The following is a 19393-nucleotide window of genomic DNA, read 5'->3' as shown; positions in this document are numbered from 1 at the left end:
TAACAACCTATCCACTAGCTATGGCGCGACCTAAGTTAAGGAATTGTTGAGTCATATCGACTACAATGTAGCAATTCATCAGGGGGTTGTATGTCAGACGTTCTAGCATTAATTAAACAATATTGGGGTTTCACTGGAATCAATCCAGAAAAGGTCATTGCCGAAAATGAATTCGGCAACTTTATTCTACACGATGTGGATGGACGATTTTGGCGTCTATGTCCTGAAGACCTTTACTGCGAAATCATTGCTGATAACAAGGACGAATATAATGAATTGGTTCAAGAAGTTGAGTTCAACCAAGACTGGTTTATGGAAGTCATTCTAGAAAAAGCAGTTGAAAAATATGGCGAACTCAAACCCGGCTATAAATTTCATTTATTAGAGCCAGGAGCATTGGGCGGCAAATACGCAGTATTTAATATTCAACCGATGCCGGTGGAAAAAATCATAAAGTTCTCAGGGGAGTTGGAACATAAACGCCAACGTGCTGGTGGCAAAAAAGTTAGCTACACCCCTCTTTCGCAAGAGTCTTAATTTATGCGATTTTCGATAATTTTAACTGCCTCACTGCTATTAAGTGCATGCTCCAATCTACAGCATGAGCACAAAGCTAATAGTCAACACACCAGTAGAAATAGCCTCGACTGGGCCACTAGTTACTATGGACAGCTTCCCTGCGCAGATTGTCCCGGCATCGAAACACAAATCCGGTTATTTGATTTTGACGAAGAAGCAAACCACGGTCATTACCAACGTTTGTCGAATTACCTAGGACAACCCAATAGTCGCTTTTTTAAAGAATCCGGAACCTTTCGTTGGACGGCCGACGGTAATTCCATCGAGCTAATAAAAGAAGGCCAAGTTAGCAATACATGGAGAGTATTTGAAGATTCCTTACTCATGCTAGAACAGAATGAAAATCCAATCGAAACCTCCATGTCCAAGGCTTATAGATTGAATAAACTGAGCACCAAACAACGCCTAGCGGGTGAAATGCAACCGCGAACATGGGTTTTCTCTGAGATACTTGGTCATACCCTTGATAGCTCATCTGAAGCATTTCTTGCATTCAATGTCGATGAAATGCGAGCAGCAGGGTTCACCAGCTGCAACAGGCTAACAGGACCAATTGAAGTGAGCGATCAGCAATTGCGCTTTGGTCGTCTTGCCATGACCCGCCGTGCGTGCCCTGAATCGTCAATTGAATCCCAAGTACTGCAAGTATTACATAGAACTGCTCATTATCAGTTTCAACAGTATGCGCTGGTTCTTTTGGACAGCGACAAGCAAACACTGGCGAAGCTTGGTCTAAGCGTAAAAGAGTAAATTCATGATTTTAGATATCATCTATTTTGCAGGACTGGGCGGAACTCTCGTATTTGCCATCTCCGGAGCACTCGCTGCTGCTGAGAACGAATTAGATATCCTTGGTTTTATACTCTTTGCCACCGTGACCGGCATTGGTGGTGGTACTGTGAGAGACCTAATTCTGGGTGTCGAGGTTGCTTGGGCACACGGTCAACATGCTTATGACCTGCATATTTGTGTGGCAGCTGCCGTGGTTACTTATTTTCTCGCGCCACAATTTATAAAGCGCATGCGTTTATTGGTGTGGATGGATGCCATGGGACTCGCCATTTTTAGTGCAGTCGGTACAGCAAAGGCATATGAATTAGGACTGAGTCCTTTGGTCTGTGTTGCCATGGGTATGATCACCCCAACTTTCGGTTCTATGATTCGAGATATCCTGTCAGATCGCCAACCTGAACTGCTACAACCGGAGATATATGTCACCGCTTCCATCGTGGGAGGCGTCAGTTTTCTTTTAAGTATGCAAGTACTAACTAACCCACAGCTAAGCATACTTCTGGCGGCGCTTTCAGCGTTTTTAGTAAGATCGGCCTCAATCGTGTATAATCTACGGCTGCCTAAGTTTACGAATAAATAATTTAAGCGGTCTGGATTAGCTGAGGCACTAATCTGTCAGCCCTTAAATTGCGTATTACGACAAAGCTTAAATTAGTAACCCAAAAGGTTAACAATGGACATTTTTAACGACTACGAGTCAGAAGTACGCGGTTATATCCGCTCTTTCCCAACCGTTTTCGACAAAGCGATCGGAGCAGAGCTCTTCGATGAAGATGGAACGCGATATATAGATTTCTTCGCCGGAGCAGGCACCCTCAATTACGGCCACAACCCTGAAGTGGCAGTAGAAGCTCAGATCAAATACCTTCAAGATCGACGCATCGCACACGGCTTAGACAAGGCAACCGTTGCCAAGCAAGAGTTTATGGAGTCTTTTGTAGAGAAGATTCTTAAGCCGCGCAATCTAGAATACAAACTACAATTCACTGGCCCTACAGGTACAAACTGTACAGAAGCGGCCATGAAGCTGGCGCGCCAAGCAAAAGGTCGCCCAGGTATTGTTGCGTTTACTAACGCATACCATGGACACACCATGGGCGCATTGGCTGCGACGGGTAACGAATCTTACCGTGACGATACGTATGGCGCACGCGGTGCGACCTCTTTCATGCCATTTGATGGTTTCTTAGGCCAAGATATTGATAGCCTACATGTATTCCGTCGTTATTTGGAAGACAAGGGTTCTGGCCTTGAGCTACCCGCTGCTGTGATCATCGAAACCGTGCAAGGTGAAGGTGGTATTAACGTCGCTTCTCAAGAATTTTTACAAGGTCTTGCTGCCCTATGTAAAGAATACGACATGGTATTAATCATCGACGACATCCAAGTGGGTAATGGTCGTACTGGCAAATTCTTCAGCTTCGAAGAAGCCGGTATTAAACCAGACATGGTTTGTCTATCTAAGTCCATTGGTGGTGGCAACCCAATGGCGGTGCTTTTGATCAACCCTGAAATCGATGTTTGGTCTCCAGGTGAGCACACAGGTACATTCCGTGGTAACTCTCTTGCGTTCGTTGCTGCGAAGCAACTTATTGATCAATACTGGTCAGACGATAAGTTAACTCAAGAAGTAGATCGCAAATCAAAAGTGATGCGTGCTGCGCTTGAAGAGCTTCGTGACGAGTTCCCATCTCTAAACTGCGATGTACGCGGTCGTGGTTTGGTTCTGGGTATCGAAACAAAAGTTGAAGGTTTTGCTGACGAAGTATCTGCCAAAGCCTTTGAGAAAAAGCTTATTTGTGAAACCTGCGGTGCTGAAAGCACAGTAAACAAATTGTTCGTTGCACTAAACATCGACGACGCGATCTTCAACGAAGGCCTAGAAGTCTTTAAAGAAGCATTCCGTGAAGTAGCAAAGAAGCACGCTTAATTTGATCTGGTATAGATTTAATTAGCATCAAAGAACCCCGCGATTGCGGGGTTTTTTATGTCTGAAACAAGCTCTATTGTACGAACATTTGTATCCCTCAAATAATTTGCCATATCTAGTTTTTCGAAAACGGTTCATAAAGCGAACGGCGTTGCGTGCCATGGATGGCACGCCGAGCGCACATGGATGTGTTTACCGCGTTCGAGAGACTATGAACTGATTTTGGAAAACCCAATGATCAAATATCATATTTACTAATCCTTCATCTTTTGACGACATAGCGACTTCCAGCTGTAATATATGACTGGAATGATAAATAGCGTCAATATAATGGAAGTAAGCATTCCGCCCACCATGGGTGCAGCCAGCCGACTCATAATTTCTGAACCCGTTCCGGTAGAGAATAAAATGGGTAGCAAACCGGCAATGGTAGCCCCAGCCGTCATTAAGACAGGTCGAACCCTTAAGCTTGCTCCTTCATAAACAGTTTGCAATAACGTGGTCTTTTGACTGGCGTTTTGTTTCATGTACTCATCATATGCTTGGTTTAAATACACCAACATAATCACACCGGTTTCCACCGCTACGCCTGCTAATGCGATGAAGCCAACACCCACTGCAATGGAAAAATTAAAATCCAGTGCGTACATCAACCAGATACTGCCTGTTAAACTAAAAGGTAAGGTCGTCATCAAGATAGCGACTTCACCCAATCGCCTAAAACTTAAATACAACAGAACAATGATGATGATGAGCGTCAGAGGCACCACCAGCATGAGTTTTTGTTTCGCTCTTTCCATGTATTCAAATTGACCCGCCCATTTCAAACTGTAACCAGCAGGTATTTGAATATCCTCTTCAATTTTTTGCTGGGCCATTTTCATATAACTGCCCACATCAATATCTTTGATATCGATAAAACTCCAACCGTTAATGCGCGCATTTTCACTTTTAATAGCGCCTGGTCCCAGTTCAACATAGATATCGGCCACTTGTCCTAGGCTGAGCTCCATGCCGTTGGCGGCAATGATAGGCAGTGCCTCTAATGCTTCGGGGGAATCACGATAAGTTTGTGGATATCGCACATTAATGGGGTAGCGCTCTAAGCCTTCTACGGTTTGCGTAATGTTGCGCCCGCCAATGGCACTCGCAATTACTTGCTGTACATCAGCGATGTTCAAACCATAGCGCGCCGCTTGCTGACGCCTAATATCCACTTTGATATAGCGGCCAGCGCTGACTCGTTCACTATAAACCGATGCGGTGTTTTCCAGCTCTGCCAATGACTGTTCGATTTGCTTACCAATGTCTTCGATCACCGATAAATCGTCACCTGCTACTTTAATCCCCACCGGCGTTTTAATACCTGTGGCAAGCATATCAATACGGGTTTTAATGGGCATAACCCAAGCGTTACTTAGCCCAGGAAACTTAACAAGACTCTCCAGTTCATCGATCAAGCCTTTCGTTGTCAGCCCGTCACGCCATTGCTCGCGAGGTTTTAATTGGATGAAGGTTTCAATCATGGTTAACGGCGCCGGGTCCGTTGCGGTTTCAGCGCGACCCACTTTACCGAATACTCGATCTACTTCGGGCACGGTTTTGATTAACTTGTCGGTTTGCTGTAGCAACTCTCGTGCTTTACCAATGCTCAAGCCTGGATAGGTTGTGGGCATATACATCAAATCCCCTTCATCAAGGGGCGGCATAAATTCACTGCCCAATTTTTGCATTGGCCACAGCGTTACCAATACAAAAATAAGTGCTACCGACAATACGGTTTTTGGATAGTGAAGTAAGCGCTTAAGTACGGGCGCATATCCAGCAATTAATAATCGGTTCACTGGATTTTTCTTTTCCGGCAATACTCGCCCGCGCACAAAATAACCCATCAATACGGGTACCAAAGTGATGGATAGTGCAGCCGCTGCAGCCATGGCATAGGTCTTAGTAAAGGCTAATGGCGAGAATAGGCGACCTTCTTGCGCTTCCAAAGTAAATACAGGAATAAAACTGACCGTAATAATCAGCAAACTAAAGAACAGCGCAGGCCCCACTTCTTGCGCCGCTTGTACCACCACTTGCCAACGGTTTTCTCTATTGAGTGGTGTACGCTCCATGTGTTTATGCATGTTCTCTATCATGACAATAGCACCGTCAATCATGGCACCAATGGCAATAGCAATTCCACCCAGAGACATTATGTTGGCGTTAATGCCTTGGAGATACATGATGATATAAGCTACTAGTATGCCGACTGGTAAGCTAATCATGGCAACCAAAGAAGAGCGCACATGAAAAAGAAAAACAATACAAACCAGGACCACAATCGCCAGTTCTTCAATGAGCGTATTCCACAAGTTATCAACCGCTCGATAGATCAAACCACTGCGATCATAAACGGGGATAATCTCTACCCCTTCAGGCAAACCAAGTTTTACGCTTTCGAGTTTCTTTTTTACGCCATCAATGGTTTGTAAAGCATTCTCACCAGAGCGCATAACAATGATGCCCCCCACGGTTTCACCTTCACCATCAAGCTCTGCAATACCACGACGCATTTGCGGGCCTAACCGAACATCGGCCACATCACCTAACAATAGCGGAGAACCATTTTCATTTAATCCAAGAGGAACCTCTCGCAAGTCCTGTTGGTTTTGAATATATCCACTGCTGCTAACCATGTACTCCGCTTCGGCCATTTCAATGACTGAGGCACCGGTTTCTTGATTGCCTTGTTGGATAGCATTAGAGATATGGGCAAGTGGAATGTTATAGCCGCGCAATTTTACTGGATCAACCGTCACCTGATATTGCTTGACCATACCACCGACAGTAGCCACCTCACTGACACCGGGCACGGTTTGCAATTCATATTTTAAAAACCAATTTTGCAAACTCGTAAGCTGACTTAAATCTAACTGCCCAGTTTTGTCCTGCAATGCATATAGGAAAACCCAACCCACACCGCTCGCGTCCGGTCCTAATTGACTCTTCACTCCGTTGGGCAAATCCACTTGATTTAAATACTCAAGCACCCGAGAGCGTGCCCAATAAATGTCGGTATCATCATCAAAAATGACATACACATAACTATCACCAAAGAAACTAAAACCACGAACCGTTTTCGCACCGGGCACAGATAGCAAAGCGGTGGTCAGTGGATACGTCACTTGGTCTTGTACCACCTGTGGGCTTTGCCCCGGATACTGGGTTTTAATAATCACTTGCACATCGGATAGATCAGGAATCGCATCAACAGGTGTATTTTTAACACTAAAGATGCCAAAGGCGATGACTAAAACGGTAGCCAAGACCACGAGAAAACGATTGTGGACGGACCAATGAATCAACTGCTTAATCATGATTCATATCCTCATGATTCATAGAGCCATGGCCCATTTCACTATGATTCATGTTGTCATGATCCGCTGGCTCACTTTCCATAGGATGAATTTCGGTGACATAGAACTCATCATCATCAATTACAAACATAAAATGTATAGATTGGCTTTTATGTAAACCATTAATCAACTTGTTCGGTATGGAGGGGTCAAGTACAAAATCCATGGTAGCGGCGGGACGATTCCATTTTTCAATGGCTGCTCTACTAATATTAATGACACTATTTTTCGCATCCACATAATTGACCTTGCCCATCACGGATGCATTGGGTAAGCGCGTTGCACTGCCTCGATCTATTCGTTTAAAGTCAGACTGTTTACTGGACTCACTATCAATTAAAAATTGTGCTGAGGTAACAATGCGCTCACCTAGTTTGAGACCTTGCTCAATGGCGATAAATTGCTCATTACTCACACCAGTTTTGACTGCAATGGATTTGTACTGTCCATCTGCCACATGCTTGACCACACGATTTGAATCACCCAAGCGAATAACCGCTTCTCGAGGCACATAAGTCACTGCTTTTGACGATTGCGTTGCAAACGTCACATCCGCATACATACCAGCTTTGATTTTTTGTTGTGGGTTATTCAGTACAATACGCACCCGACCAGTACGATTCTGCATATTCAATTGCGGATAGATATAGTCGACTTGCCCATTTAACTTGTCGTCAAACCCATGAAGAGCAACGCTTACTGCTAAGCCTTGCTTGAGCCAGTGTAATTGCGATTGAAACACCTCGGCTTCCACCCACACCTTGTCGAGATTCACGATGGACATGAGCGTTTTACTCGGCCCCACAAAATACCCCTCACGGATTTGTAAGTTCTCCAACACACCTGACTGAGGTGCACGGAAGGTTACTGTTTGTTTAACGGTCTTATCTTTTCGTAAAGCTTGAATCGTTGCTTGGGGAAAATTCAACGCTCGTAAGTTATCGAGCGATGCCTCCAGTAAACTGGCATTATTTGACTTGAGGGCGAGTAAAAACTCTTCTTGCGCATTAACCAACTGTGGGGAATACAAATCATAAAGTGGCTGATTTTTTTCAACCGGATTACCAACCGCTTTTACGTGCAGTTTTTCTACCCAACCTTCTACTCGTGGATGAATATGCTGTATCGCTTCTTCATTAAACTGCACAATACCACTTGCAGTTAGTGTCATGCTTAACGGCCCTTCTTCTACTAAAGCCGTTCTCACTCCTAAATTATTTTCTACATCAGGGTTGATACGAACCAGGCCAGGAGAATCCTCTGCGCTGCTTTCTTCATAAACCGGCACTAAATCCATCCCCATGGGACTTTTACCTGGGCTATCTCGGCGATAGTTGGGATCCATGGGAGCCACCCAATACAAGGGCTCATTGCTTGAACTTGCTTCTGATTCAGCTGAAGAGAATAAAGGCGCTACTTGCCAACCCAATAATGCACCCACTAACAACAATATGAGTGCTGCTAAAAATTTCTTAACCATGTTGTGATGTTCCCGCTTTTTTAAAAAGCTAATACGAATTTTAAAGTCAATTATGCTGTTAAATTAGGGAACGTATTGGAGGACGATATAAACTGGAAGGATGTTGCTGAGTAGCAATAGTAGGGAGTTCAATCTGTATGGTACGCGCTGAGATACTTGGCGTCATCCACACAATAGAGTCATGATGGCCATGTAATAACGCTAGCATAGGGCATGAGGCGTCTTTGTCAGCACATTCGCTTTGCTGCAAATCTATCGAATGGCTATTGTGCATACTGTGGTCAGCCATAGAAACATTCGACATATCCTGATGATGACGATGATCCATCATCATGTGATCCGTTTCGGAAACCACGCTTGTACTGCTCAGCTGGGCTGTACCCGATACCATAGGACACGCACCCACCAGCCAAGACTGTAAAACCAATACACACAAAAGCACCACATAAATTGCGGTGCCGAGTATGGATTGTAAGGTCTGTCTGAGTGCGTGCATCATGATTTAAGATTAGCGCGTAATCGAGTCAAGGTAAACAATGTGACGCCATTTAGGCTATTTGGTTCCGTGATATTAGAGCGCTACAGATTTACGCATAGCCTTCTTCTGACCATGCTTGGTCTTTTTATCCATACGCTTACGCTGCGATGAGCGCGACGGCTTGGTCGGCTTTCGCTTTTTTTGCTCTTTATTGGCTTCTTTGATCATGGCCGCCAAACGCGCAAGGGCGGCTTCTTTATTGAGTTCTTGGCTTTTGTGCTCTTGGCTTTTGATGACAATCTCGCCATCTTTGGTGATGCGATGATCACTCATGGCCAATAGCTTGTCTTTATACAGGTCCGGTAGGCTGGATGCTTTAATATCGAAACGAAGATGAATGGCCGTACTATTTTTATTAACGTTCTGACCACCACTGCCCTGTGCACGCATGGCATGCATCTCAATTTCGTCATTCGGAATCTGGACTCGATGGGAAATAAATAACATAACGACCTTTGTTGCTTATTCAATCAATAGCTAGAGTAAGCGAATACCCTCTTTTTCAATTTTAATTAACTGTTGTTTATACAAGGTGCCAATTGCTTGCTTAAAGGCATTTTTACTGCACTTAAAAACACGCTTAATCGCCTCTGGTGAGCTTTTATCGCTTAGTGCAATAAAACCACCTTCCGCTTTTAGCTTGTCTAAGACTTCACCTGCCAAGCCCTCTACTTTAGCGAAACCCAAAGGACGCAAACTAATTTCAAGCTTGTGATCATCACGTACTCGTTTGATGTAGGCTTTGCGCTTATCGCCTCGTTTTAATGGTTCGAATAAATCGCTTTCATAAATCAGTCCCCAGTGAGTGCCATTTACAATCACCTTGAGGCCAAGGTCCGATTTGGCAGCGGATACGATAGTGACCTCATCGCCTTTTTTGTAAACATTGGCATCATCAATATCTAACAAAAAGCTATCAATTTTGGCGGACGCAGCAATGCGATTTGAATCGTCAAGATAAACGCGCACTAATGCTTGCTTTCCTTTCTTAAGGGCTTGGCGCTGTTCACTGAAAGGAACAAATAAATCCTTGGGCAACCCCCAATCTAAAAAACAGCCATGCTTGGTTTCATCTACCACATTTAAATACGCAAACTCACCTACTTGGACTTTCGGCTGTTCGGTAGTGGCAATCAAGCGATCTTCGCTATCACGGTAAATAAACACCGTCATCACATCGCCGACTTGTTCGTCACCCGTTAGATATTGCTTTGGCAGCAATATTTCTCCAGCGCGACCACCATCAAGCTGCAAACCTCTTGGTAGCTGACGCACTACAGGTAAATCATTGTATCGGCCGATTTGAATCATGCTGGGCTCACTTGTAAAAATAAGTCTCCATTATAGCGAAGCCAAGCCATAGCGTCATGGGAATACTCACCTGTATTACAGACGACGAGCAAAGCGATCTCGGTATGCATTGGGAGTCAAACCCGTGTGCTGTTTGAACAGGCGGCGAAAAGCCGATACGTCCTCGTAACCCACTTGCTGCATAACAGTCTCCACTGTGCGTTCTGTTTCCGCCAATGCCTTTTGTGCCACCTCCATACGAAGATTCTGAATATAGCTATGGGGCGTCATGTCTAGTGCTTGCTTAAAGCGACGAATTAGCGTGCGCTGACTGATATTAAATGTCTTAGCAAGATCATCTAGCGTCACAGGCTTATGATAGGCTGCGTCCAAATAGTCTTGAATGGATTGAATAAGACTATCTTGGTGATTGGGTCGCATACGATGCAAGCGGTAACTCAACTGACTTTGTCGGCGATAATCAATGACAAAAGCGCGCGCGGTTTGAATAGCAACCTCATAACCAGCATGCTGCTCTATCATCAGCAGTCCCATATCAAACCAAGCTAAGCCACCGCCGGCACAATAGATGTTATCGTCTTGAGTAATTAATTGATCAATACGAAGATCTACGTTGGGATAATGCCGCTTAAAGACGTCCTCAAAACCCCAATGGGTGGTGGCTTGTTTACCATTTAATAGTCCAGCTTCCGCCAAGAAGAAATTACCCGTGCAATTGGCACTTATAATCTGACAGTTTTGCTTTGCCCACTTTAGAAAAGCCAACATAGGATGGTTATTGTTCAGGGTCTGGCCAATATCCGCGCCAATGGTAGGCACGACCACAGCGTAGGGCGCAACCACCCCTTCACTATCAACATTACTCATCAGACTTTGAAAGTCGTGTTCTGCGTATAGATTTAATCCATTAATACAGCGAATGGGGCCGCGCTCGGCCGCTACCACTCTCAGATTAAAAAGTGGTTCAATCGCTTGGCCTTGTATACGTTGGTACGTCACACCGGCCAGTGCCAATAAGTCCACTACGCCAGTAATGGCTGTGGCCAGAGCACCATCAAACCCGACGACCCAGATATCACGAGTTTCTTTTTCAGTCATTGCTATTCACACCCATCAGTCACAATTAGGCATTCAACACTTAAAAATGGATTCCCAATCAAGTTGGGAATGACGGTGTCTTGAATCATCAGTCGCCATTAGGCATTCAACATTTCAAAATGGATTCCCAATCAAGTTGGGAATGACGGTGTCTTGAATCAACATTCACCACTCAACATCCAACACTAACCACTCCAAAAATGTCACTTTTAGCACTATAAATGTCATTATTGCCAATTACAGACATGCTATGGCATGGGCATACTAAAAACAAGAAAACTGCATCCAAGCACGTCATCGAGGTTTCCACATGAGTAAACTGATTAACAATAAAGACTTAAGCTTTCTGCTTTACGACGTTTTTAACGCCAACAACCTGTCTGACATTCCGGCCTATGCCGATCATGATCAGACCACCTACGATAGTGTGATCAAGACCGCTCAGCGTATTGCTGAAGATTATTTTGCTAATCACAATAGCAAGGCCGATGAACACGAACCCCAATTTGATGGCGAAAAAGTCTCCACCATTCCTGAAGTCAAAGAAGCTTGGAAACACTTTAGCGAATCGGGCCTATTGAACGCGCGCCACAGCTATGACGATGGCGGCATGCAGCTACCCGCACTGATCAACAGTGCCTGCTGTGGCTTGTTTACCAGCGCTAACCCGGGTACAGCGGGTTATCCGTTTTTGACCAGCGCCGCCGCCAATGTCATTCAAGCCTTTGGTAGCGATGAGCAAAAAGCCAAGTACTTACCTGGTATGTTCAATGGTCGCTTTAGCGGCACCATGGCGTTGACCGAACCGGATGTCGGATCCAGCCTCGGTGACCTCACGACCAAAGCAATCCCGCAAGAAGACGGCAGCTACAAGTTAAAAGGACAAAAAATGTATATCTCAGGTGGTGATCAAGACATCACTGAGAATATCGTTCACTTAGTGCTCGCCCGCGTCGAAGGTGCCAATAAAGGTGTGAAAGGTATTAGTCTGTTCATCACGCCTAAATTTTTAGTTAACGACGATGGCAGTTTGGCAGAGCGCAATGATGTAAAGCTTGCCGGTCTCTTACACAAAATGGGTTATCGCGGAACCACCAGCACCGTATTGAGTTTTGGTGAAGAAGATAACTGCACAGGTTATTTGATTGGCGAAGAAGGCAAAGGCTTGGGCTATATGTTCAAGATGATGAATGAAGCTCGCATTGGCGTTGGTCTAGGTGCCGCCATGATTGGTTATCGCGGCTACTTAGAATCATTGGATTATGCCAAAAACCGCCCGCAAGGTCGTAAACCTTCCAGCAAAGATAGCAGCAGTAAACCGCTCAATATCGTAGAGCATGCCGATGTAAAACGTATGTTGCTCGCGCAAAAATCGTATGTCGAAGGCTCCTTGGCGTTATGCTTATTCGCGTCTCGTTTAGTAGATGAGCATGAAGCAGGCGGCCATGCGGATAGCGGTATTCTATTGGATCTTTTAACGCCGATTGTAAAAAGCTTCCCTTCCTCCTACGGACTCAAAGCCAATGACTACGCCATACAGGTATTAGGCGGCGCAGGCTATATTCGTGAATACCCAGTTGAGCAATGCTATCGCGATAACCGTTTGAACCCCATCCATGAAGGTACCTATGGTATTCAGTCTTTAGACTTATTAGGCCGCAAATTATGGATGAAAAACAGCCAAGGCTTACAGTTATTGATGGAGCGTGTACAAAACACGTTAAAGCAAGCCAAAGACTTGGCGTCTTTAGCACCGCAAATAAAACGCTATCAGCAAAAACTGAATGTTTTCAGTCAGGTGGTGATGCAACTGGGTCAATCGCTGCAAAGCGGTAAAGTCGATGAAACCCTAGCCAACAGCGCGCTATTTTTAGACATGATGGGCAAGATGGTAGTGGCCTGGTTATGGATTGAAATGGCCAGCGTTGCTCAGCAAAAACTGGGCGATAGCAGCAACCAAGAAGACCAAGACTTTGTTGCCGGTAAAGTTCAAGCCTGCCGATATTTCATTGAATGGGAGCTAGGCGAAATTGAACATCAAGCTGAATTATTAAAAAGCCTAGATAGCACGTGCGCCGATATGCAAGAAAACTGGTTTTAATGAATAAGGGTTTACACAATGAGCGATAAAAAAGTATTGGTTGAAGCCAAAGATCATATTCTAACGATTACCTTTAACCGCCCTGAAAAATACAATGCCTTGGACCCAGAAAGCTACCACATACTGGCTCAAGCTTTGTATCGACTTCAGCACGAAAAAAATCTGCGCGTGGGCATTATTCAATCTCATGGGGATCATTTTACTTCAGGCTTAGAGCTAGATAAGTGGGCTCCGATTTTTGCTAATGGAGGTGAAGTGGAGCTGGCTGCAGACGAACTCGATCCCTATGGGATACAAGGAGAACGTTTAACCAAACCATTAATTTGTGCGGTGCAAGGGCTTTGCTATACATCTGGTTTAGAACTGCTTTTGAACACCGACATTCGCATTGCCACCAAAGAAACACGCTTTGCTCAGTTAGAAGTAAAGCGTGGGATTTATCCCTGCGGTGGTGGCACCATTCGCTTGCCGCAAGAGATTGGATGGGCCAACGCACAACGCTATATCTTAACTGGCGATGAGTTTAATGCAGAGCAGGCGTTTAACTGGGGACTCGTTCAGGAAATTGTGGCTCGTGATGAACTACACAATCGTGCTCGAGAGCTGGCTACAAAAATCGCTAAAGCCGCACCTCTTGGTGTGCAAGCAGCACTGAAAAGCTCCAAACTATCCCGTTATCGTGATCATGAAACTGCGTTATCCACTGTGTTCGAAGACATGCCGAAAATTATTAAGAGCAAAGATGCTCAAGAAGGCGTGCGTTCTTTCTTAGAACGTCGCGAAGCGAAATTTGTTGGGGAATGAAATGAGTTGTGAGTTGTGAGTTGTGAGTTGTGAGTTGTGAGTAATAGCGTCACCCTCAGCTTGACTGAGGGTCCATTTATCGCTTAACGAAACGGCTTAATGGATTCCCAATCAAGTTGGGAATGACGATATTGTTTGACTTTAACAATCAAACTCCAATCATTCACAACTCACAACTCAACAAATAGAGCGCTTGGTTTAAACGACTTAAACCTCGTTGTTTAAAATTCGGTTCGTCTTCTAAAATATCCCGTTCATGTATGACTGCCACCTTAAAATCATCGGCATAGTGATTGTTTATCTCTTCCGCCATTACACTAAACGGAGGGCCATCCATTTCGTTCTGATCGTAATCTAATGTGATCAAACACTGCGCTGCTTTATCGGTAATGGCCATTAATTGCTTTGCATAGGCTGATCGCATTGTCTCGGGTAAGGCAATAACAGCGGCTCGGTCATAAACCCAATCGACTGATCCTACATCGCCATGAGTCAGTTCAAAAAAATCCCCCACATAAACGGTAAGTGATCCAGCTTGATATATGGTCCCAGCTTTCCATGGACTTTTAACTGGATCTAAGTCAAGTTGCTCAAATAACGACTGTATCGCCATTTCATTTAATTCATTAGCAACCACTTCCATACCCAAGGATAAGAAAAAACCTATGTCATGAGTCTTACCGCACAGTGGAACAAATACTCTTTCGGCCTGATGTATACCTACTTCCGCTCCATATTTCTTTAACCAAGGATGAACATCGGGTAGGTGAAAACCGATTTGATTTTGCTGCCAACGTTCGTGCCACCACTCCTGTTCATGCTGGGACATAGTCATTACAAAACCCTCTTGTCTTTTTGTTCTAAGCGGCCAATGGTCGCCAATACTTTAAGTTTTCTGAATCCTTCCATGCTCGTTTCGTTTTGATGAACCCACATCCAGGCTTTATTTCCCATGTGATCTATGTATCGAAGAATAAGGAAGGAAGACCAGAGCGAATAAACACTCACATCACTAATAGGTTTTGCTTGTTGATCGTAGTGACTCAAAGAAACTTCATGATTATTAACATGCAGCGTTCGGGGGAGTTGAAATTCGTATTTTGAGCATTTGAGTCTATACAAGCAGACTGCTTGTAAGATCAGCAAGGGAATAATGACAACGACTAAGGAAAACGGCAACGCCAAATACGCTGCCGCCAGAAAGCCGTGGGAAAGACAGTGTATGCGTGTCAATATCAGAGAGGGCTGAATTGGCAAGCGTACACTAGAATACATAACTATTCGGGCTGTACTCGTGCCAATATTATTTCAACGATGGCGCGATGATCTGGATCGCTCGGTTTTTCTTTCTGCATAAACCACTTAAACAGTTCGGGGTCTTCTACATCCAGTAGGTTGCGATATCGCGCCTTATCTTCTTCACTCAAGTCGTCGTAAACCTCTTCAAGAAATGGCAGCAATAATACATCCAGCTCTAGCATGCCTCGACGACTGTGCCACCATAGGCGTTTTTTCTCTGTTGCTAGATCTTGTTCAGTCATGTTAGAGCGATCAGTCACGGCTACCTCTATTATTCACGATTCGCTAAAGCCAGCAGTATACCACTGGCTTGGGGTCAGGTGGAGACAAAACCTTAAAACCCGAGTAAAATGCTCAGGTAAAGCTAAGGGTACGGATTTATGCAAGATTTACAAAGTTACAGCATCAACGATTGCGACTATCTGATTATCCAAGGTCCAGATAGTGCAAAATTTATGCAGGGTCAATTCACTTGTGACATCAACCAAGCGACTAGCCACCAATTTTTACGAGGGGCATGCTGCAACGCTAAGGGCCGCATGGTAGCAAGCTTTGACCTGAGCCTTATAGACAAAGATCAATATCTGTTGGTCATGGCGAAAGGATTGGCGGATATCCTACAAAACCACCTTAAAAAATATGCGGTCTTTTTCAAAGCTGAGATTGTGAAAAAACAATTCAACGCGTATCACTTTGACACGATAACAAACAGCGATTTGACGGAAGACTTTTCTCAAAGCCGAACAGGCGAGCGACTGATTAAACGTCAAGGGTTTAACGCCGGTTTCGATGTGATTCAACTATCTGCAGACGCTTCAGGAATAGATGCGACCGTTAACGTTAAACAACCCTCACAGGACGTGAACTTAGCAAGAATTCAAGCAGGCTTGGCCCGTGTAACCCCAGAGACATCGGAAGAATTAATCCCCCAAATGCTGAACCTGCAGCTCACTAACGGTGTGAGTTTTAAAAAAGGTTGCTATACAGGCCAAGAGATTGTTGCCCGAATGCAGTATTTAGGCAAACTCAAGCGCCACTGCTATCGCGTCGCCTTTAATCAGGCCGCGGAAGTAGGTGACTCGCTCTTTGCTGGAGACAAAAGTATCGGCACCTTGGTGAACCTAGCTGCCAACGGTGATGGCTTTGAAGGATTGGCAGTGATCGAAGATAAGCATCTAAATGCGCCATTAACCTTGGGCAGCCAATCAACGCCAATTGAGGTGCTATGCTTACCTTATGAGCCACAACAAGGGGACGAAGAATAGTCCCCCTCTGGATTCAAGGGAGTAAGGGAGCCATGGCGAGTCTACTTGAAAGCGTTGCAAACGATTTAATTCAACAGATACGAGACGATACTCTTGTCTTGCCCAGCCTTCCAGAAGTCTGCCTTCGAGTGCGGGATGTAGCCGAAGACATCAATGCGACTATTCCGCAACTTGCACAAATCATTAGTCAGGACGCCGCTCTTTCTGCTCGGATTGTTAAAGTTGCAAACAGCCCTTTAGTTAGAACGCCATCTGAAGTAACGGATATCGGCACAGCGATAAGCCGACTAGGTATTAACTTTACCTCTAACCTAGCCATGGGCTTAGCGATGGAGCAAATGTTCCAAGCAACTTCTGATGCGGTAGACAAACGTATGCGCTCTATTTGGCACAAGAGCAGTGAAGTAGCCAGCATCAGTCATGTGTTAGCGACTCATTACACTAAACTCCATCCCGATCAAGCCATGCTAGCAGGGCTTATTCACAAAATTGGTGCCCTACCTGTATTAACCTATGCCGAAGAGAACAACGCTTTACTTAATGATGCCTTTGCCCTCGATAAGCTCATTGAAAAATTGCACCCTGTAATCGGCTCCCACATCTTAAAAGCTTGGCGTTTCCCAAAGGCTATTCTCAATGTTCCTAGCCAATACCTTAAGTTTGACCGTGACGCGGAAAAAGTCGATTACGCTGATATTGTTATGGTAGCCGTCTTGCAAAGCGTGGCTAATACCGACCACCCCTATACCAAACTTGATTGGAGTACCATTGGCGCATTTGATCGCATTGGAATCAATCCAGAAGTCGACATGGCGGAAGCCATTGATTTAGATGACGATTTAACTGGGTTGCTGGACTAAGACTCCCTCGACTAGCCCATGCAAGCACCGACAAATCAACTACAATTAATGGTATGTATGGACAATTGCTTATGGCACGAGGCCGGTTATGGCAGAAAAGCGCGACGAACGACTCATCAATAAAGACCCAAGAGCCGTTGACGAGGATGAAAACCAAGAAACCGGTTTACCCTTCTTTAAACAGCCAGCCTTCATATTTGTTCTTAAGATCTCCCTTAGTCTTGGTGTGATTAGCTCATTGCTAACAGGCCTATTTATCACTAATAGTCGTTTAACTGACGTAGAGGATCAGATACTGCAATACCAAGAAGAAATATCGGTATTTAAAGAGCAACAAGATATTCTCAAGCAAAATCTTCAGACATTAACCGCCGATCATGAATACCTTGTTTCTGAGGTCAATGCTCTTGATTTATCCGCTGCCCAAGGGGATTTAAGCAAAGCTCTGGCAATATATGACCAACAAGCAGATGCACTTAACAAACAATTAGCAGTGACACGCAACGGGCTTATGAGCCTCTCTCGAATGATCAAGGGCAGTCGAGTTTGGCAAGAAGACTATAACAACCAGTACAAAAAGTTGTTTGAAGACAATAAACAAATTCAGCAGGCCATTGATGAACTTCGCGGCGTACAAAAAGATAAGGCACAAAGAGAAGAACCTCAGTATCTGGAAATCGATTTTTAGGTACAATGATGCTTCATTTTATTTACATAGCCTAAATCATGCAGTATCAACAGTGGAGCGCGCCACACTTCCGCCCTATTAACCACTTCTATCGATCACAAAAGCACAAAGGCAGTGCCAGCGCTGATGAAATCGTCTTTGTTGCCCTAAGCTCTGATTATAACCAATCACATATAGAAGCCGCCAAAGAAGATATTCAAGCCGCTGTTCGCTTGGTTCCCAATGACCAATACTTTTGGCTTCGTAGCCTCTACGTAAGAGAAGAACTAAGAGCTCAAGGTATCGGTAGCGCACTGATGAAAACCGTTCATAGCCACATTGATGCAACGATCTACTGCTTCCCGTATAAACATTTAGAAGTCTTTTATAAAACACTTGGCTACGAACTCGTAGAAATAGATCAACTGCCTAATAGCCTACTCCAGCTATATCAACGCTATCAACGCAAATCCGATGATATCTTAGCCATGAAACGATCAGCTTCGTGCTAATTTTGTTCAATCTGGTCATTGCACAAGGTCGACGTCTCGTTAAACTAGCCCATGACGTTTTATCGATTAATGTACCGCTTGTACTAGGAAGCATCCATTTATGAGTAAATCCAACCAGTTAAGCCGCGCTGTAGCCAGCATTCAGAAGCTGCCTGCATCAATGCATCAATTCGCCATGAGTAAAGCCTTTGGTAGTAAAATTAAATACGCAGGCCATAGTGGCGTACGCTTTGAGTCTCTGAGCAATCAAGAATGCGTTGTTAGCATCAAGAACAAAAAGAAAGTACAAAATCATATTGGCGGTGTACATGCCGCAGCCATGGCATTGTTGGCAGAAACGGCAACTGGGTTTGTATTCGGCATGAACGTGCCTGACGACAAACTGCCTTTGATCAAAAAAATGGACATTGATTATGTAAAACGCAGTACAGGCGATATGCGCGCAGTCGCGACACTAACCGAAGAAGACATTGCTCGTATCCAAAGTGACGAGCGCGGCGAAGTCACAGTACCTGTCATAATTACTGACGAAGCCAATGTAGAACCAATTAAAGCCAGCATGACTTGGGCTTGGACTGCGAAGAAGCGTTAGCTTGTTAAGTTATAGCCATGTTTGCATCCTGTGATGCCAATGATTCTCTGTATGAAAAACGTACAGAGAATTCCTCTGTTTCTGCTATCCCTAGTGTTCATCCCGTACCTTCACCAATTAACAGCATTCATCAAAAAACTGAATCATATTGTTTTACAATG

Annotated in this window: 20 protein-coding genes; 11 read left to right on the top strand and 9 right to left on the bottom strand. The window is 44.6% G+C overall.

Annotated elements, in window-relative coordinates; translation table 11 throughout:
* The first annotated feature begins 90 nt into the window (after window positions 1-90).
* The 4 genes from HF888_RS04720 to ectB all read left to right on the top strand — a co-directional run bounded on the left by HF888_RS04720 (window position 91) and on the right by ectB (window position 3301).
* Complete coding sequence (locus tag HF888_RS04720; protein ID WP_007019060.1) at window positions 91-537, top strand: T6SS immunity protein Tdi1 domain-containing protein; 447 nt, start codon at window positions 91-93, stop codon at window positions 535-537.
* A gap of 3 nt (window positions 538-540) precedes the next feature.
* Window positions 541-1329, top strand: coding sequence for an META domain-containing protein (locus HF888_RS04715; protein WP_007019059.1), 789 nt, complete (start codon window positions 541-543; stop codon window positions 1327-1329).
* 4 nt (window positions 1330-1333) lie between these two features.
* Entirely contained in the window at window positions 1334-1951 is a 618-nt protein-coding gene (locus tag HF888_RS04710; RefSeq protein ID WP_007019058.1) for a trimeric intracellular cation channel family protein, read from the top strand.
* A 93-nt stretch (window positions 1952-2044) separates the two neighbouring features.
* Window positions 2045-3301, top strand: a complete 1257-nt coding sequence (gene ectB, locus HF888_RS04705; protein ID WP_007019057.1) for a diaminobutyrate--2-oxoglutarate transaminase — start codon at window positions 2045-2047, stop codon at window positions 3299-3301.
* A gap of 254 nt (window positions 3302-3555) precedes the next feature.
* Here the strand turns inward: ectB and HF888_RS04700 are convergent, their stop codons facing one another.
* The 6 genes from HF888_RS04700 to HF888_RS04675 all read right to left on the bottom strand — a co-directional run bounded on the left by HF888_RS04700 (window position 3556) and on the right by HF888_RS04675 (window position 11132).
* Window positions 3556-6666, bottom strand: a complete 3111-nt coding sequence (locus HF888_RS04700; RefSeq protein WP_007019056.1) for an efflux RND transporter permease subunit — start codon at window positions 6664-6666, stop codon at window positions 3556-3558.
* Window positions 6659-8185 (bottom strand): efflux RND transporter periplasmic adaptor subunit, encoded by a 1527-nt coding sequence (locus HF888_RS04695; protein ID WP_007019055.1) that lies wholly within the window; start codon window positions 8183-8185, stop codon window positions 6659-6661. The genes HF888_RS04700 and HF888_RS04695 overlap by 8 nt, the downstream gene beginning before the upstream one ends.
* 58 nt (window positions 8186-8243) lie before the next feature.
* Window positions 8244-8684, bottom strand: coding sequence for a hypothetical protein (locus HF888_RS04690; RefSeq protein ID WP_007019054.1), 441 nt, complete (start codon window positions 8682-8684; stop codon window positions 8244-8246).
* Window positions 8685-8756: 72 nt separating this feature from the next.
* Window positions 8757-9170: an alternative ribosome rescue aminoacyl-tRNA hydrolase ArfB gene (arfB, locus tag HF888_RS04685; protein WP_007019053.1), complete on the bottom strand. Its 414-nt coding sequence runs from the start codon at window positions 9168-9170 to the stop codon at window positions 8757-8759.
* Window positions 9171-9200: 30 nt separating this feature from the next.
* Window positions 9201-10034: a CvfB family protein gene (locus tag HF888_RS04680; RefSeq protein WP_007019052.1), complete on the bottom strand. Its 834-nt coding sequence runs from the start codon at window positions 10032-10034 to the stop codon at window positions 9201-9203.
* A 75-nt stretch (window positions 10035-10109) separates the two neighbouring features.
* Window positions 10110-11132 carry a GlxA family transcriptional regulator gene (locus HF888_RS04675; protein ID WP_007019051.1) on the bottom strand — a complete coding sequence of 341 codons (1023 nt, stop codon included), beginning with the start codon at window positions 11130-11132 and terminating at the stop codon, window positions 10110-10112.
* Window positions 11133-11442: 310 nt separating this feature from the next.
* On the opposite strand from HF888_RS04675, the gene HF888_RS04670 reads away from it, so the two are divergent.
* Window positions 11443-13233, top strand: coding sequence for an acyl-CoA dehydrogenase (locus tag HF888_RS04670; RefSeq protein ID WP_007019050.1), 1791 nt, complete (start codon window positions 11443-11445; stop codon window positions 13231-13233).
* A gap of 18 nt (window positions 13234-13251) precedes the next feature.
* Complete coding sequence (locus HF888_RS04665) at window positions 13252-14037, top strand: crotonase/enoyl-CoA hydratase family protein (RefSeq protein ID WP_007019049.1); 786 nt, start codon at window positions 13252-13254, stop codon at window positions 14035-14037.
* 163 nt (window positions 14038-14200) lie between these two features.
* Here the strand turns inward: HF888_RS04665 and tmpT are convergent, their stop codons facing one another.
* The 3 genes from tmpT to HF888_RS04650 all read right to left on the bottom strand — a co-directional run bounded on the left by tmpT (window position 14201) and on the right by HF888_RS04650 (window position 15578).
* Window positions 14201-14866 (bottom strand): thiopurine S-methyltransferase, encoded by a 666-nt coding sequence (tmpT, locus tag HF888_RS04660; RefSeq protein WP_040298256.1) that lies wholly within the window; start codon window positions 14864-14866, stop codon window positions 14201-14203.
* Between the two features lie 5 nt (window positions 14867-14871).
* A complete protein-coding gene (locus tag HF888_RS04655) occupies window positions 14872-15084 on the bottom strand; it encodes a hypothetical protein (protein WP_133308531.1) in 213 nt (70 codons plus the stop codon).
* Window positions 15085-15314: 230 nt separating this feature from the next.
* Complete coding sequence (locus HF888_RS04650) at window positions 15315-15578, bottom strand: FAD assembly factor SdhE (protein WP_040298255.1); 264 nt, start codon at window positions 15576-15578, stop codon at window positions 15315-15317.
* A gap of 138 nt (window positions 15579-15716) precedes the next feature.
* Between HF888_RS04650 and ygfZ the strand changes: the two genes are divergently transcribed.
* From ygfZ to HF888_RS04625, 5 genes are all read left to right on the top strand, one after another.
* Window positions 15717-16601, top strand: a complete 885-nt coding sequence (gene ygfZ / locus HF888_RS04645; RefSeq protein WP_007019045.1) for a CAF17-like 4Fe-4S cluster assembly/insertion protein YgfZ — start codon at window positions 15717-15719, stop codon at window positions 16599-16601.
* A gap of 32 nt (window positions 16602-16633) precedes the next feature.
* Entirely contained in the window at window positions 16634-17461 is an 828-nt protein-coding gene (locus HF888_RS04640) for an HDOD domain-containing protein (RefSeq protein ID WP_007019044.1), read from the top strand.
* Window positions 17462-17549: 88 nt separating this feature from the next.
* Complete coding sequence (locus HF888_RS04635) at window positions 17550-18149, top strand: hypothetical protein (RefSeq protein ID WP_007019043.1); 600 nt, start codon at window positions 17550-17552, stop codon at window positions 18147-18149.
* Window positions 18150-18187: 38 nt separating this feature from the next.
* Window positions 18188-18640: a GNAT family N-acetyltransferase gene (locus tag HF888_RS04630; protein WP_007019042.1), complete on the top strand. Its 453-nt coding sequence runs from the start codon at window positions 18188-18190 to the stop codon at window positions 18638-18640.
* A 100-nt stretch (window positions 18641-18740) separates the two neighbouring features.
* Entirely contained in the window at window positions 18741-19232 is a 492-nt protein-coding gene (locus HF888_RS04625; RefSeq protein WP_007019041.1) for a DUF4442 domain-containing protein, read from the top strand.
* Window positions 19233-19393: the final 161 nt, after the last annotated feature.

Origin of the sequence: Bermanella marisrubri (genome assembly GCF_012295615.1) — a bacterium.
In the GTDB taxonomy this organism is placed as follows: Bacteria; Pseudomonadota; Gammaproteobacteria; order Pseudomonadales; family Oceanobacteraceae; genus Bermanella; species Bermanella marisrubri.
The sequence above is the reverse complement of the archived record's forward strand: the minus strand, read 5'-3'. Positions and strand labels throughout refer to the sequence as shown.

Excerpts from the sequence above, each read along its gene's own strand:
- HF888_RS04635 (WP_007019043.1), top strand. The coding sequence starts at position 17,550 with ATGGCAGAAAAGCGCGACGAACGACTCATCAATAAAGACCCAAGAGCC.
- HF888_RS04675 (WP_007019051.1), bottom strand. The coding sequence starts at position 11,132 with ATGACTGAAAAAGAAACTCGTGATATCTGGGTCGTCGGGTTTGATGGT.
- HF888_RS04680 (WP_007019052.1), bottom strand. The coding sequence starts at position 10,034 with ATGATTCAAATCGGCCGATACAATGATTTACCTGTAGTGCGTCAGCTA.
- ygfZ (WP_007019045.1), top strand. The coding sequence starts at position 15,717 with ATGCAAGATTTACAAAGTTACAGCATCAACGATTGCGACTATCTGATT.
- tmpT (WP_040298256.1), bottom strand. The coding sequence starts at position 14,866 with ATGTCCCAGCATGAACAGGAGTGGTGGCACGAACGTTGGCAGCAAAAT.
- HF888_RS04695 (WP_007019055.1), bottom strand. The coding sequence starts at position 8,185 with ATGGTTAAGAAATTTTTAGCAGCACTCATATTGTTGTTAGTGGGTGCA.
- HF888_RS04690 (WP_007019054.1), bottom strand. The coding sequence starts at position 8,684 with ATGATGCACGCACTCAGACAGACCTTACAATCCATACTCGGCACCGCA.
- arfB (WP_007019053.1), bottom strand. The coding sequence starts at position 9,170 with ATGTTATTTATTTCCCATCGAGTCCAGATTCCGAATGACGAAATTGAG.
- HF888_RS04625 (WP_007019041.1), top strand. The coding sequence starts at position 18,741 with ATGAGTAAATCCAACCAGTTAAGCCGCGCTGTAGCCAGCATTCAGAAG.
- HF888_RS04665 (WP_007019049.1), top strand. The coding sequence starts at position 13,252 with ATGAGCGATAAAAAAGTATTGGTTGAAGCCAAAGATCATATTCTAACG.
- HF888_RS04720 (WP_007019060.1), top strand. The coding sequence starts at position 91 with ATGTCAGACGTTCTAGCATTAATTAAACAATATTGGGGTTTCACTGGA.
- HF888_RS04710 (WP_007019058.1), top strand. The coding sequence starts at position 1,334 with ATGATTTTAGATATCATCTATTTTGCAGGACTGGGCGGAACTCTCGTA.
- ectB (WP_007019057.1), top strand. The coding sequence starts at position 2,045 with ATGGACATTTTTAACGACTACGAGTCAGAAGTACGCGGTTATATCCGC.
- HF888_RS04630 (WP_007019042.1), top strand. The coding sequence starts at position 18,188 with ATGCAGTATCAACAGTGGAGCGCGCCACACTTCCGCCCTATTAACCAC.
- HF888_RS04715 (WP_007019059.1), top strand. The coding sequence starts at position 541 with ATGCGATTTTCGATAATTTTAACTGCCTCACTGCTATTAAGTGCATGC.
- HF888_RS04640 (WP_007019044.1), top strand. The coding sequence starts at position 16,634 with ATGGCGAGTCTACTTGAAAGCGTTGCAAACGATTTAATTCAACAGATA.
- HF888_RS04700 (WP_007019056.1), bottom strand. The coding sequence starts at position 6,666 with ATGATTAAGCAGTTGATTCATTGGTCCGTCCACAATCGTTTTCTCGTG.
- HF888_RS04670 (WP_007019050.1), top strand. The coding sequence starts at position 11,443 with ATGAGTAAACTGATTAACAATAAAGACTTAAGCTTTCTGCTTTACGAC.
- HF888_RS04650 (WP_040298255.1), bottom strand. The coding sequence starts at position 15,578 with ATGACTGAACAAGATCTAGCAACAGAGAAAAAACGCCTATGGTGGCAC.